Here is a 14,384-nt window from a genome sequence, read left to right on the forward strand (position 1 = left end):
ATCTTAGATGGTTCATGTCTGATAGGGAGGTGCAATTATTATATTCATAATATTTAGTTTTATTGGTGTTGTTTCTATCAACCACAAAGATTACTTTTGCGTTCATTCCAGTAATTTTTTGTATACATCACCATTTAAAATCTATCATAAATGGACTTTCTTCTTAGAATATATTCATTGGAAATGAAGAAAGAAAATAATTTTTTATGTCACAAACTCATTCCCTTGATCGTTATAAGAGTAAAAGAGGAGAAAGGGATGAATTTAATAATGATGAATTATGATGTTGCGATTGTGGGTGGAGGTCTTGCAGGATTAGTAGCTTCTATCTATGCTGCACAAGCTGGTAAGAAAACAGTTGTATTGGAACAACAAAAACAACTGGGGGGTAGAGCCATTACCAAGAAAAAAAATGGCGCTTATTTTGATCTAGGCGGTCGTGCACTATACAAAGGAGAAGCTGTTGAAATTTTAAAAGAACTAGATGTAACATTTGAAGGAAGCGAACCATCTATTGATGCCTTTGGTATATGGAAAAACAAACTTCTGTCTTTACCTATGGATTTTATGTCTCTATTGACAACCCCACTCTTATCCTTTAAAGGTAAACTAGAAGTGGGAAGTTTATTAACGAAACTAAGGAAGTTAGATACGAAATCTTTTGATCATAGGAGTGTGCGAGATTGGGTAGAGAGTAATTTAATGGATTCTATGGTGCGCAATTTTGTTTATTCATTATTACGAACTGCTAGTTATGTGGTTTCCCCTGATTTACAGGCTGCTGGACCGGTTTTAAGACAGTTACAGCGCTCCATGTATGGTGTCTATTATATAGAAAAAGGTTGGGGATCTTTAATTAAGCAATTGAGAATAAAAGCAGTACAAAGTGGCGTTTCTTTTATATTGAGTGAGAAAGTAACAGAAGTAACACATCAAGATAAAAAAGTGAAAGCAGTGCATTGTGAAGATGGTACCTTGATTACATCAGAAAATGTCATTCTCACTACATCTCCTGAAATTTCCTGCAAATTAGTATCTGAAGCCGATCAAACGTCTTTACAAGCGTGGAAAGATCAAGCAATTCCTATCACAGCTGCTTGCTTATCTGTTGCATTACGTCGATTGCCCAAACCAAAACACCAATTTATATATGGGATTGATCAACCTGTATTACTCTCCAATCTTTCACGAGCAGCTTATTTAAGTGATAATGGTGATCAAGTGGTGCATCTGATTAAGTACCAAGGAACGCAGACGGATACCAAAAAAGATGAACAAGATTTGGAACGAGTTCTCGATTTAGCACAACCTGGGTGGCGTGATGAATTGGTAGCAAGACAATATTTACCAAAAATTGTCGTAACTCATGACTTCCCTCATATGAACCGCGAAGTGAATCCAGGACCAAATGTTCCAGAGATTGAAGGGTTATATGTTGCAGGAGATTGGACAACACATGGAGAGTTACTGGCTGATGCAGCACTAGCCAGTGCAAAACGTGCAGTGGAACACATAATAACAAAGACTAGTCAAGAAAGGACTCCTACGAATGGATATCGAGTCGTTGTATAAAGAGTACAAGGCATTACTTTTTTCACTGGCTTATCGTATGTTAGGTAGTGTGATGGATGCAGAAGATATCGTGCAAGATGCGTTCGTTACCTTTGATCAACTTCCAAATGCAGAAAAAATGGAGAATACGCGAGCATACTTGTGTAAAATCGTGACCAATCGTTGTTTAGATTTACTGCGATCATCGGCAAAAAAACGAGAGCTATATGTAGGACCATGGCTTCCAGAGCCTCTACTGGATCAAGAAGAACTTGTAGATGATCCTTCTGTGACCTATTTAAAAAAAGAATCTTTATCCACTGCTTATTTGTTACTCTTGCAGCAACTAAATGCAATAGAAAGAGCAATATTTTTACTTCGGGAAATTTTTCAGTACTCTTATGAAGAAGTGGCTGAAATAGTAGGGAAATCAAGCGCAAACTGTCGTCAAATCTTTCGAAGAGCTAAACAGAGTATTCACTTTGACCCTGAAGTAACATTGGATACAGTTGCTATAGAAGCAAAAGTAAAGGACTTTGTGCAGTCTATCTTGCAAGGAAACACAACCCATCTCATGGAATTAATTCACAAAGATGTGATCTGGTACAACGATGGAGGAGGTAAAGTAAGAGCTGCTCAAATTCCGATCATCGGCTTCTCAAATATGATTCATGTGCTTTCCAATTTTGCTCGCATGTATGCGGGACAATTCACTATGCGCTATGCAAATGTCAATTTAATCCCGGGTCTGATCTTTGATATGGATAACGGTGATCGATATGTATACTCCTTTGATTTTAAAGGTTCGCGAATTAAGACTATTTATGCAGTAGCGAATCCAGACAAATTAGCCCATTTAAATAAAGAAAACGCCTAATTTTTTAGGCGTTTTCTTTATTCTTCTTATTAACGTTTGGTCAATATCACGAGACTCCCGCGCAGCAAAGATGGAGTCCCATCATTCATTTCTAATGGATAAACAGGGGTTGTATCGAATGCATTGCCAAAATAGGTATCTATTGCTGCACGAGTGATTGCTTGAAAACGTTCATTTTCCTCATCTCTACAGCCGCGCATAAAGATTTTTCCTCCTGGTTTTAGTAACCGGGTCATCTCTTTGGCATAATTAGGTCGAAGATCATTTGGTATCACATGAAAACAGCCTCGATCATTGATGAGATCTACTGATTGATCATTAAGTGGAATATCAAGTATATTTGCCTTTTCAAAAGTGATTGGTAATCCTGAATTTTTCACACGCTGTGCTGCTATTTTGAGAGCTTCTATACTCTGATCAAAGCCATAAGTGGTAAATCCACACTGCGCTAGGAAAATAGCCTCTGTTCCTGCTCCACAGCCTACATCGATAGCTACTTTTCCATTTGGTGAAGGGAGTATTGCAGCAAATCCAACTAATTCTTGTGACGGGTAGGGAATACCCCAAAGTTTTTCGTATTCTCTCGTACGGTATGCTTCATCCCATTGTGAAAATATTGGCATCCTTCTATCACCTCGATTTAATTGTAAAATATAGGATAAATTGAAGCAAATGGTGAACTTCTACTATTTAAAATGGAAAATAAGTAGTTAATTATGAAAGATTGGTTTCCTATTATACAAGAATCAGTGAATTTCAAAGAAGGCTATCCTCTAGATAACCTTTTTGTTGCTTATCGTTTACGTACTTTGTTTTTGCATTTCCATGATTTTTTTTAGTTCCGTCAGCATATTGGAATGGGAAAACACTACTTGTTTCATCACAAACTTAGCGAGTAAACTTGGAGTTTCGACTAGTTTATCTTCCAGTACAATTGTATGCTCTTCATTTGATTGAAGTTTTAGTTCATTTTTAATATGTATCTGAGGAAAGGTGTAAGTTTCCATCGTAATCGAGAAATCGCTTGGATTGGATTCTACCATTGCTTTATAGGTTTTATAGATAGGAAACACCCCGAAAAGAGGGATCTTATCTTTAATCTCAAGTGTAGATTTGTGTGAGTCTTTCGATGGTAATTCTCTTATTTCTTCGATGAGGGGGTGTAAATGAATCATGTTTTTATATTCTGTCAGATAAGAATATACTTTAGAAATAGGAGCTTCTATCATAACACTATTATGAACCTGATTCTGTTGCATAGAACCACCTCTCATGATGAAGTTTTGTAGAATTATTTAAGTATTGTGGTTGCTTTGTATTATACCATGTTTATGGTGGGTTGTTGAAAATGGGGAAGAATAAAATTGTTAATAGTACACGTTTATATAATTATGCCTAGTCTGCTTGATAATTGTTTTTATGTACAGGCGGAAGTATTGTAAACAGCGACTGGCTGGACCATGTGATCCAGCCAGTCGTGCCGCCATTTCATGGCGGCATCCCGTAAGGTTCCACACGGGAGAGATCGTACTGCTACTTCATGGCCTTGTTGGACATGATTTGTTTGATGATCCTGTTCCTTGCGATCTTCTGCTGAGGGAATAGCCGATCCGAATGATCGTTCGGACTGGTGATCCCCATCAGGATGCTGGTGCAGATGCAACTGAGCACCATGTTCATCTGATCGATGGAGGGAATCAGGAAGCACTTCCGCTTGGGGGGAGTCTGAGCATGAAGGGAGATGAGGTATAAGACAGCGATCACAAAGATCGCAATACCTCCTATCAGCTTCAGAGTGGTCGTGTCAGCTCGATCGATGTGCATGTTGCGATAGAGGACATTCCACTTCTCCTCATCCCTCAGTTTCACGACATGGTGGCAGTATCTAGCGATCCTCCGGTTGATGGATGATTTTCGTAGATACCACGCAAATATCGTGAAGAAGCCCCGTGAGAGCGGGCCTAACTTGTTGTTGCGCACTGTTTCTCCCGCAGGATCAACTTACGGTTGGTTACTAAAAATATATCATAAAATATTTGTCTTTTAATGAATGATAAGAAAAAGAATCAGTAGTTGTCTTGGAAGTGTGGTGGGAAAAAGTTCACCACAAGAGGCTAGTTACTAAGAAAGATTCAGATGGGAAAAAGGAGGGCAAACGGCGACTGACTGGACCATGTGATGATCCAGTCAGTCATGTCCCCTTTTCAGGTGACGACCGTAAGGTTCCCCGTTCAGGAGGATGCGGTTACTTCTGTGTGTCCTTGACCGGTTCGTCGGTCTTGACCATGTTGGTCTCGATCTCGGTGGTGTTGCCTTCGTCGGTGTTGGTCTTGGAGACCTTGTTCTTCACGATCTGGATGCCTTTGACGATTCCGTCCTTCAGAGAGTGGAGAAGCAGGTACATCCCGATCACGCCGAGCAGAATCATGACGAGACCGAATTCGATGCCCTTGACGATCCTTTCCTTCAGAGACTGAGCGAACAGGAACATCGCGAACATACCGATCACGATCATGACGAGACCGAACACGAGCAGGAAGTCGCTCTGCTGGAACAGCAGCTCGCTCAGCTCGCGGTAGACCGTCTCCTTGTCCGTGCCGATCTTGTAGTTCGAGATGCTGAGGTTGGAGACCGCAGCATCGTGGTTGTTCGAGTACATCTTCAGCAGGAGAGTCCCGCCGACCAGGTAGAACACAGCGAAGATTCCGTAGATGACCTTCTCCAACATGCTGGGCATCACCTGTGCAGCGCTCTGCTGACTCTCATTCAGCTTGGCGAGAATGTAGCAGATTCCGAGCACAAGGAGCACGATGCCCATGACCAGACTGTTGTGAGCGGCCTGACTTTGCATGATGCTCAGGTCGACGTAATCAGCATCGGTTGCCGCCAGGTTGCGGTAGTTCTCGGCGATGGCACTGAAGAAGTAGCGCTGTACAAACAGCAACATCGTGAAGAGAACGAAGTTCACCAGAATGAGCAGACTGGCCTTGTTACGCATATCTCCTCCTAGGAGATCGACTTACGGTTGAGTTACTAAAAATATATCATAATCAGCGATAATTAGAAAAATTTAACCTCGGTAATCTACCTGCGGAGGTAAGATAAATCTTCGTCTTCTATAGACAATGCAAAAACCAGAGAACCAATAGGGTTTCAGGTTTTTTCAGTTGAATATGATACAAAAATCCATCCATAACAACCCTATCTAAGTCGGTCCGTTTATTCCGATTTATAACCAAGAAATCTATTTATTTCCTTCCTTAAATAAATCAACCAATTTCGATATATCCTGTAAGATCGGTTCGAATTTCCGACCAAGCTCCGTAACGGTATATTCCACTTTTGGAGGAACAGTAGGATATATTTTACGGGAAATAATACCATCACTTTCTAATTCCCTAAGTTGAGTGGTCAAGACTTGGCGAGAAATAAAGGGAATGGCTTGTTGGAGTTGACCAAACCGCATTGTTCTTTGAAAGAGTTCATACAAAATAGCAGGTTTCCATTTTCCGGATATCATACTTAGTATATTCTCTACGGCACAGTCATCTTTATGGTGGAGGTATGGCAATTTTATATCCCCTTTTAGTCTAGTTTTGCTGACATAGTCAGAAACTTGTGCGTACTTGTTGAACAAAAATCTGTTCTAGTAAACTAATTATAAAGGAACTAGGGGGTATGAGATATAAAAACAACTATTCTAAATCCAACAGAGATGAATGAGGTTTTTGCATATTGGTACAATACGGCTGATCTTCAAAAGTTGCTCTCTTTATATGAGGAAACAGCGATTCATGTAACAAAAGAAGGAGAAACTACAGTAGGGCTTGAGAATATCAAAAAAGATTTACAACTGCTTCTTGGGTTAAATGGACACATGACATCTGTTAATTTATCGACGGTGATAAATGGAAATATTGCTTTGCTACAAGCGAAATTTGTATTACGAGATAGATCAAAAGAAAACATTTTAGTACAAGGAATTACAAGTGAAGTACTAAGGAGACAGCCGGATGGCAGTTGGAAATATATGATTGACAGACCTTTCTCACAAATAGTCTAAGATAGATAAGAGGAGTTTAAAATTCAATCGTTGTTGCAAGATAGATTTAGGAAAGCAGCCAACTCGCGCTGCTTTTTTAATGAAGTCATTTACCCATTCATTGTATCTAACCAGTGATTATGGCATAATTTTGATTGATTGATCAAATAAAAAATTGTTTTATCGACCATTTTTTATAAAAAGATTAGTCATGAAAGGAAAGGTTAAATAAATGGAAAACAACAACGAAAAAAAAGAAGAAAAGCAATCGTTTATAGCAGAAGCTAGACGTGAACAAATTACAGAGGCCGCGATCAGGACTTTGGATAAGATTGGATATGTCAAAGCCAGCCTTTCGCAGATTGCAAAAAGAGCTGGGATAAGTACAGCATTAATTTCTTATCATTTTTCCGATAAAAACGATTTGATGAATCATGTATTGATGAAACTTTTGGAGAGGTCAACTTCCTATATTTTAGAGCGTGTGAGAAGGGAGAGCAGTGTGGAGAAAAAATTGGAGACTTTTATTGCTGCAAGTTTGGCTTATCAAGGTACACATTATGCCCATAATACTGCTTTGATTGAAATTGTTTTTCATGCGAGAACAGCTGAAAACATGCCATATTATAAATTGAATGAGGAAAAAGAAGATCTTCTCTTACTTGAATTGCAACTAATTTTATTGGAAGGGCAAGAACAAGGGGTGTTTGGAGAATTTCATGTGGGTGTCATGTCCAATACCATTCAAGGTGCAATTGGAGAGTATATGTTTACTACTGCCGCCACAAAAAAGATTGACCTGGAGACATATAGTAGAGAACTTGTAAACATTGTAAGGAAGGCAACGAAATAACGACAAAGGAAGTTAGGGGATGCTTTAACAATCAGGAAACCATTCTTGGTTTTAATAAGCTTGGAAAGGGACTTATTTTTGTTGGTTTACACCAAATATTGCAAATCTGCTTATACAGTTGCTTATTGCCCCAATGGAAGAAATCCTTCGGATCATTTCATCTTTAAATAGCTTCTGGGTATCTGTTGTGGCGATAAGAGTAGGAGTACTCATAGGTTTAGTGATGACTTTTCTCATTTTGCATGAATTCTCCCTCTGGTGTGAGACGAATCCCTCTCTTATCTTTTACAATGATGGAAACACCAAACTCTTTCTCGATTTGTTGTAATCGATAAGTGAGAGCTGGTTGAGTGATATATAAACGCTCGGCAGTACGTGTTAGATTTCGTTCTTCATCTAGATATCCCATCAGGAGACAATCTTGTTCATTCATTCAGCAATTCCTCCGATTTGGGTAGCAATAGTATTTGTTTTTTTCTTATGGATGATTAGCAGATATTCAAATTAAATAGGTAAATGATATAATATTCTATAGATTAATTTAATAGTTAGGAGGGATTCAAATAGATAAGCGTAAGATGGCTAGAGATATTGTCGATATCATGGATGATATGGAATCCGTTCGAGATAATCGCAAGTTTGTGATGGTTGAGATATTAGTCCTCTCCGCTGTTTTAGGTTATTATTTTCACTCCTTACCTGCATTTTTTGGTGCTGTCATTGTCTTGGCTATTTTATTTGTTATACCATATTTGAGAATCGTTATATTTGCAGTATTAAGTGTGATCTGGGGAATTATTGGTTATTTTATACTCACCTTCTTTTTAAGTGGATTTTTACCAGCAGTTGGCGGGGTTCTAATAGGACTACTTGTTTTCTTTATTCACAAAGGTACAGCATAAAAAAGATCTCCCTTGTCTACTTTGGGAGATCTTTTTTATGCTGGTAGCATTAATATACGGATAAAACTTTTTCTAGCTTTCTGCTTAATTGAGACAAACCGTAGTTGATGACAAAGTAAATGACCGCAACAGTCAGTAATAATGGGATAGTAGCATTAAAGTTTTTGTTATAAATGATTTGAGCATTATGTGTTAATTCTGGTAAGCTGATCGCTACTGCCAAGGAAGTATCTTTAATGAGTGAAACAAATTGACTTACCATTGGGGGGATTGTTCGTTTAAATCCTTGTGGCATGATGATATGCCACAATGTTTGTATATAACTGAGCCCTTGTGCACGAGCTGCTTCTGTCTGTCCACGATCTACGGAGTTCAATCCGCTTCGCACGATTTCTGCAATAAGAGAAGATGTAAATATGGTCATGCTGATGATGACAGAAGTTGTGATTGGTAGATCAATGTCTAGCTGTTTTAATCCAAAGTAACCAAAAAATATGACAAGCAGGAACGGGATATTGCGGATGACTTCAATATAGAGTATAGCAAGATGAGAAAGTACAGGTATTTTGGTATAACGCAAGATCCCCAAAATTGTTCCAAAAACAAAACTAAAAACGATGGCGAGCAAAGCGACTTCTAACGTAACAAGAAGACCATCTAGCAAAAAGAGCAAATTTGGCTTTGTAAATATAACTTGAAAATCCAACTTTCTCACCTCCTAACGTGAACCTTGTTTTGCCCAGCGTCTTTCCATGAAATTGACAATTAAGCTCAGTGGAATCGTTAATACTAAATATAAGCAAGCAACGAAGATATAAATGGGGATAACATCATAATCAACTGCTGCTTCATCAGCTGCGTACATAATATCTCCACCAGCTATCAAGGCCAGAACAGAGGAGTTTTTCACCAAATTGATGAATTGGTTGCCTAGTGGAGGAACGATTATTTTAAACGCTTGTGGCAAAATAACATGCCACATTGCTTGGATGTAACTAAGACCAGAGGAGCGAGCTGCTTCCATTTGTCCTTTATTTACGGATTGGATCCCAGCACGAACCGCTTCAGCGATAAAGGCACTGGTGTAAATAGCCAATCCAAAAGATGCAACCATAAACTTTGATAAATCTATTCCGATACTGGGAAGTCCAAAGTAAAAGAAGAATATTTGGATGACGAGAGGAGTATTGCGAAAAAACTCAACATAAGCAGTACCAAACCATTCCAATGGCTTTACTCTGGAGATTCGAAATACAGCAATGATAACTCCAAGTACCAGACTTAAAATCAAAGCAACAATACTTACTTCGATTGTAGTAAGAAATCCATGAATAAAACTTTCCTTATATACATCTAAAAAGCTAAAATCCATCATTCCGCTCCTTTCCCTTTCGGAAGTGAAAAAGATGGGCTTTGGAATACCCATCTTTTATGGTAATTTGCCTTACTTGGCTTCCAAAATAGCATCAGTAGGCAATTCTTTTGGAGCATCTTTTTTGAACCATTTTTTGTAGAGGGTAGCATATTGACCATTGTCCCAAATTTCTTGGATAAAGGTATTTAACTCTTTTTGCAAGGTACTATTGCCTTTTTTAACCGCGATACCATAAGGTTCTTTGGTGAATTGTCCCCCAACTAACTTAAGGTCAGGATTTTGTTGTTGCATCCCCATCAAAATACTATCATCTGTGGTAACAGCGTCCACTTTGCCAGATTTAAGAGCAGTTAGGGAGTCTGCATAGTTTTCATATTCTTCCAAAATAGCGTCTGGAGCCATTTTTTTCATATTCTTGGCACTAGTTGAGCCTTTAGAAGTCGAAACTTTCTTTCCTTTTAAGTCATTAATCGATTTAATGGTGCTATCATTTTTTACAAGTAAGGATTGACCAGCTAAAAAGTAAATACGAGAGAAGTCAACTTGTTTTTGACGTTCAGGTGAAACGGTCATGGTAGCTGCAATCAGATCAATGTCTCCTGCATCAAGCAATTTAATTCGTGTTTTGGAGGTAACTTCTTTAAATTCGATTTTATTTTCGTCTCCAAGTATTTTTTTCGCAAATGCTTTCATTAAGTCAATTTCAAAGCCTTTCACTTGCTTGTCACTTGGGTCTTTGTAACCAAATAGGTAAGTATCATATTTTACACCAGCAACTAGTTTGCCGCGCTTTTTAATGTCTTCTAATGTATTTCCGGAACCAGAATTTGCATCTTCACTAGAAGAACAAGCAGTTACTACTAGTACCATCATAATTAAAAGAAAACTAACAACCCACTTTTGAAAACGCATGAGTACCCTCCTTAGATGTAAGAAAACAGTATAAATTCAGTAAGTAAGCGGTTACTTTTGACAAGAGTAAATATAAATATTAGTGTTTTAGAATGCGGCTTAGGAACTGTTTGGTACGCTCGTTTTTAGGATTTTCAAAGAACTCACTAGGTTTTGTCATTTCTAAGATTTTACCTTCATCCATAAAAATGATGCGGTCAGCTACTTCTCTTGCAAAACCCATTTCATGAGTAACAATTACCATCGTCATACCTTCTTTTGCTAGATCCCGCATAACATCTAGCACTTCACCGATCATTTCTGGATCTAGTGCAGAAGTTGGTTCGTCAAACAACATAATTTTTGGTTTCATAGCTAAACCTCTCGCTATGGCTACACGCTGTTGTTGTCCTCCTGAAAGTTGGGAAGGGTAAGATTTTGCCTTATCAGGAATTCCTACCTTGGTGAGGTACTGCATAGCAGTTTTTTCTGCTTCGCTTTTGTTAAGTTTACGTACACGGGTAGGAGCTAAGGTGATGTTGTCTAACACGGTTTTATGAGGATAGAGATTAAAGTGCTGGAATACCATGCCGATTTCTTGTCGCAATTTATTGAGGTTGGTCTTTTTATGATTCACTTTGAATCCGTTTACAGTTAAATCACCATCTGAGATCACTTCTAACTGATTAATACAACGGAGCAAAGTGCTTTTACCAGATCCACTAGGTCCCAGAATAACGACTACTTCACCAGAACCAATATCCAGATTAATATCTTTTAAAACTTGAAAACTACCGTACCATTTGTTTACTCCGGAAAACTGTATTATTGCCATCACCTCCAAAGCCATGTGAAAAATTTTATCGATAAAAAGCATATTACTATTTATCTTTGTAAATAAAATATACATTTTATATGAATGGTCGTCAAGCTGAAGATAGTCAAAAGGGAATAGAAATATTAAAATTATATATACATATTTATATTTTATTATCTTCTTGTCTATATAACAGAGAAAACCAGCCTCTTTATAAGACTGGTTTTGGAGTGTGAGGTAATGGAGCGAAAAGAAGTTTAATCTCCAAATAAATCTATATAGAAAGAAAAATCAGCTTTCTATAAACACTTATCTCACTTGAGCAGAAGCGATTGCTATTGTTTGTGACTGGTTGTTATCCGTTTAGGCGGTGTTTTTATCTTATTCTCTTCTATAGTAAATTTTTTTGAAACAGGGTAGATTCTCTTGTTTTTTATGGATTGGAAGTATGTTTCGTATAATAACAAAAATATCAAAAATATATAAATTATTATATTATAATGATACTATTTCTCGTACTCGGTTTTAGTCTTATATAAAATAAAAGAAAGGGATAAGATCATGATTAGATCAAAATCATCTGTGCGAAATCTCCCAGTCTATCAACCAGGAAAATCTTTAGAAGAAGTAGAACAGGAGTATGGTTTGAAGGATGTGGTAAAACTTGTCTCCAATGAAAATCCATCTGGGTGCTCTCCAAAGGTGTCAGAAGCATTAAAAGGTATTAATTTATTTCATCATTATCCAGAACCAATGGCTCCTGTTTTGAGGGGAAAACTGGCTAAAATGTTGAATATGGATCCCCGCAAATTTATATTTGGAAATGGTTCTAGTGAACTTATACAGATGATATGTCGCACATTCTTAGATTCTGGTGATGAGGCTGTACTAGCAGATTTCACTTATTCCATTTATCAAACGGAGGTGAAAATCGAGGGAGCTGCTCCTGTATTTGTCCCTCTTAAAAAGGGTGTACATGATTTAGATGCAATGTATGAAGCAATAACAAATAAGACAAAAGTTGTCTGGGTTTGCAATCCAAACAATCCTACTGGAACGCTATTAGACCAAACGTCATTGGTCTCTTTTTTAACAAAAATACCCAAACATGTGATTGTCGTTTTGGATGAAGCTTATATTGAATATGTTACAGATCCTTCATGCCCCAATTCGGCAGCTTTATTAGAACAGTTTCCACAGCTTATCGTATTGCGTACATTTTCCAAAATCTATGGATTGGCTGCTATTCGTATGGGTTATGCCATTGCAGACACTCCAATTATTGACGAATTACACAGGGTCAGACCATCTTTTAATACCAGTCGCTTTGCCCAACAAGCAGCTGTTGCTGCTTTGGAAGATCAAGAGTTTGTAGCAGATTGGAAGAAGATAAACGATCAGGAACGTCGACGTTTGATGAAACAATTGGAGGAATGGGGGATTCATTACTACCCTTCTCATGGGAACTTTATTTTGTTTGACACCGGTTATCCTTCTTATAAAGTATTTCAGTTTCTATTAGAAAGAGGCATAATTGTTCGAGATCGGCTCAAATATCCGACATATATCCGAATAACGATTGGGACACCAGAACAAAACGATCGCTTTATACAAGATTTTGCTGAGTTTTTAGCTTCTCAGGTTATTGCTTAGCAACAAGTGATGATTGTATGTCGGGCAGCTTTTACAGGTGGTAACGAATGCTAAAATCTGATTTTTTAGTAGATAAAAATTGCAAAGATATTTCAGCATATGGAATCCCGTCAGGTAGAGATCGGATTCTTTTTATATGCAAAGATTTTAGTCAAATGAAGTAGGGAATAGACGAAGAGATGTTAGAACGAGCGAAACAAACCATGATTTTTCCCTCTTGTAGACCAATATATAAAATTATGTCAAAATGTATATAATTAATTTTAAAAAATGGAACTTAACTATTAAATAAGAAAGGGGCATAAAATGAAAAAAGACCGGAAAATTTGGGTAGTTTTACTTATTATTATGGTTATTGCTATAGCTGGAATAATTTATTATCGTACAGACCTTTTTCAAACAAAGCCAAAAGATGATCGAAAATCTGTAAGTCAGCTGAAAGATGGGGATGGAAAATCAGCCAAGGTGATTGGCATATACAGTGAAATTGCAAATTTGCATGTGCATAAGAGCGAAAATGGTCAAATGCAAGCAAAGATAAGCGGAAAGATGCCAAAACAAGATAATGTAGAATTGAAATGGATAAAACGAGGACAACAGATGCAATTGAATGTGATTTATAAAATAAATGATCTGAAGGCAGAGAAAGAGGCAGAGCAAGATACCACTGAGGAAGAAAAACAAAAATTTTCAGCACAACTTAACTTAGATGTTTCTATTCCTAGTAAATTCTATGATGCTATCGAATTACATACAAAAGGCGGAAATTTATTATCAGACATACCGTTGTCTGCGAGTGAGATCGAAGTAAATACAGGAGCAGGTTCAGCAAATCTAGCTAATATATCAGGAGATCAAGTTCACTTTAAAGCAGATGATGAAGGAAATATCCAATTGAAGAATGTCAAAGCTGGTTACATGACGCTTACTTCATGGGATGGAAACCAGTCCCTACAAGGTTATCAAGGTGGAAATATAAAATTTGAAGCCCAAGGAGGAGATATAAATTTAAGTCAAATAACTGGCGGTATGATGACGTTAAAAACTGAAAGCGGGAACATGAAAATTGATCAAATCAAACCTTCATTTTTGAGTTATGAACTATGGACAGAATCCGGTAATGTCGATTTTACTTTTCATACAATTCCTACCAATCTCTATCTTGCACTAACTAGTGAAAGTGGGAAGATGAAAAATAACCTGCCAATTAAGAAAATAATAGATAAAGATGCTGATTATTATCAGAAGAGATATATCAAGGGTACGCTTGGAAATGGAACAGGTAATGTATTAATTGACACGAAGAAAGGTAATATCAACGTATCACTGAAAAAATAAAAAATGAGTAGAAAATATATGAACGAAGAAATTAATTTTTCTTAAAATCTTTTCAGTAATAAAAACTCCTCACAATAGAGGAGTT

Annotated in this window: 17 protein-coding genes and 1 pseudogene; 8 read left to right on the forward strand and 10 right to left on the reverse strand. The window is 37.5% G+C overall.

Going from position 1 to position 14,384, the window contains the following annotated elements; all coding sequences use genetic code 11:
- Window positions 1-258 precede the first annotated feature (258 nt).
- The gene (locus tag GSM42_RS18600; RefSeq protein WP_237446703.1) at window positions 259-1,572 is read left to right on the forward strand and encodes a phytoene desaturase family protein; all 1,314 of its coding nucleotides are present in this window, start codon (window positions 259-261) and stop codon (window positions 1,570-1,572) included.
- A complete protein-coding gene (locus tag GSM42_RS18605; protein ID WP_160803047.1) occupies window positions 1,550-2,428 on the forward strand; it encodes an RNA polymerase sigma-70 factor in 879 nt (292 codons plus the stop codon). Before GSM42_RS18600 ends, GSM42_RS18605 begins: the two co-directional genes overlap by 23 nt.
- A 29-nt stretch (window positions 2,429-2,457) precedes the next feature.
- On the opposite strand, the gene GSM42_RS18610 is transcribed toward GSM42_RS18605, so the two are convergent.
- The 5 genes from GSM42_RS18610 to GSM42_RS18630 form a co-directional block, all read right to left on the reverse strand.
- Entirely contained in the window at window positions 2,458-3,051 is a 594-nt protein-coding gene (locus GSM42_RS18610; RefSeq protein ID WP_160803048.1) for a class I SAM-dependent methyltransferase, read from the reverse strand.
- Between the two features lie 177 nt (window positions 3,052-3,228).
- Complete coding sequence (locus GSM42_RS18615) at window positions 3,229-3,687, reverse strand: hypothetical protein (protein WP_160803049.1); 459 nt, start codon at window positions 3,685-3,687, stop codon at window positions 3,229-3,231.
- A 158-nt stretch (window positions 3,688-3,845) separates the two neighbouring features.
- A complete protein-coding gene (locus tag GSM42_RS18620) occupies window positions 3,846-4,136 on the reverse strand; it encodes a hypothetical protein (RefSeq protein WP_160803050.1) in 291 nt (96 codons plus the stop codon).
- A 537-nt stretch (window positions 4,137-4,673) separates the two neighbouring features.
- A complete protein-coding gene (locus GSM42_RS18625) occupies window positions 4,674-5,426 on the reverse strand; it encodes a hypothetical protein (RefSeq protein WP_160803051.1) in 753 nt (250 codons plus the stop codon).
- Between the two features lie 246 nt (window positions 5,427-5,672).
- Window positions 5,673-5,999, reverse strand: coding sequence for a winged helix-turn-helix transcriptional regulator (locus tag GSM42_RS18630; RefSeq protein WP_237446704.1), 327 nt, complete (start codon window positions 5,997-5,999; stop codon window positions 5,673-5,675).
- A 144-nt stretch (window positions 6,000-6,143) separates the two neighbouring features.
- On the opposite strand from GSM42_RS18630, the gene GSM42_RS18635 reads away from it, so the two are divergent.
- From GSM42_RS18635 to GSM42_RS21480, 3 genes and pseudogenes are all read left to right on the forward strand, one after another.
- Window positions 6,144-6,491 (forward strand): YybH family protein, encoded by a 348-nt coding sequence (locus GSM42_RS18635; RefSeq protein WP_160803052.1) that lies wholly within the window; start codon window positions 6,144-6,146, stop codon window positions 6,489-6,491.
- Window positions 6,492-6,702: 211 nt separating this feature from the next.
- Entirely contained in the window at window positions 6,703-7,323 is a 621-nt protein-coding gene (locus GSM42_RS18640) for a TetR/AcrR family transcriptional regulator (protein WP_160803053.1), read from the forward strand.
- 118 nt (window positions 7,324-7,441) lie between these two features.
- Window positions 7,442-7,510 (forward strand): annotated as a pseudogene (locus GSM42_RS21480) (hypothetical protein); the annotation flags it as partial.
- A 30-nt stretch (window positions 7,511-7,540) separates the two neighbouring features.
- Here the strand turns inward: GSM42_RS21480 and GSM42_RS18645 are convergent.
- Entirely contained in the window at window positions 7,541-7,756 is a 216-nt protein-coding gene (locus GSM42_RS18645; RefSeq protein ID WP_160803054.1) for a helix-turn-helix domain-containing protein, read from the reverse strand.
- A 145-nt stretch (window positions 7,757-7,901) separates the two neighbouring features.
- On the opposite strand from GSM42_RS18645, the gene GSM42_RS18650 reads away from it, so the two are divergent.
- On the forward strand, window positions 7,902-8,225 hold the full coding sequence (locus GSM42_RS18650; RefSeq protein WP_160803055.1) for a hypothetical protein: 324 nt from the start codon (window positions 7,902-7,904) through the stop codon (window positions 8,223-8,225).
- 49 nt (window positions 8,226-8,274) lie between these two features.
- Here GSM42_RS18650 and GSM42_RS18655 read toward each other — a convergent pair whose 3' ends face one another.
- The 4 genes from GSM42_RS18655 to GSM42_RS18670 all read right to left on the reverse strand — a co-directional run bounded on the left by GSM42_RS18655 (window position 8,275) and on the right by GSM42_RS18670 (window position 11,326).
- The gene (locus GSM42_RS18655; RefSeq protein ID WP_160803056.1) at window positions 8,275-8,931 is read right to left on the reverse strand and encodes an amino acid ABC transporter permease; all 657 of its coding nucleotides are present in this window, start codon (window positions 8,929-8,931) and stop codon (window positions 8,275-8,277) included.
- Window positions 8,932-8,943: 12 nt separating this feature from the next.
- Window positions 8,944-9,600, reverse strand: coding sequence for an amino acid ABC transporter permease (locus tag GSM42_RS18660; protein ID WP_160803057.1), 657 nt, complete (start codon window positions 9,598-9,600; stop codon window positions 8,944-8,946).
- Between the two features lie 69 nt (window positions 9,601-9,669).
- A complete protein-coding gene (locus GSM42_RS18665) occupies window positions 9,670-10,512 on the reverse strand; it encodes a glutamate ABC transporter substrate-binding protein (protein ID WP_160803058.1) in 843 nt (280 codons plus the stop codon).
- A gap of 79 nt (window positions 10,513-10,591) precedes the next feature.
- Window positions 10,592-11,326, reverse strand: coding sequence for an amino acid ABC transporter ATP-binding protein (locus tag GSM42_RS18670; RefSeq protein ID WP_202404992.1), 735 nt, complete (start codon window positions 11,324-11,326; stop codon window positions 10,592-10,594).
- A 543-nt stretch (window positions 11,327-11,869) separates the two neighbouring features.
- Here GSM42_RS18670 and hisC point away from each other — a divergent pair.
- Together hisC and GSM42_RS18680 are read left to right on the forward strand one after the other, a co-directional pair.
- Window positions 11,870-12,961, forward strand: coding sequence for a histidinol-phosphate transaminase (hisC, locus tag GSM42_RS18675; protein ID WP_202404993.1), 1,092 nt, complete (start codon window positions 11,870-11,872; stop codon window positions 12,959-12,961).
- Window positions 12,962-13,267: 306 nt separating this feature from the next.
- The gene (locus GSM42_RS18680) at window positions 13,268-14,299 is read left to right on the forward strand and encodes a DUF4097 family beta strand repeat-containing protein (protein WP_160803059.1); all 1,032 of its coding nucleotides are present in this window, start codon (window positions 13,268-13,270) and stop codon (window positions 14,297-14,299) included.
- Window positions 14,300-14,384: the final 85 nt, after the last annotated feature.

Source organism: Shimazuella alba (assembly GCF_009831235.1).
Classification (GTDB): domain Bacteria; phylum Bacillota; class Bacilli; order Thermoactinomycetales; family Thermoactinomycetaceae; genus Shimazuella; species Shimazuella alba.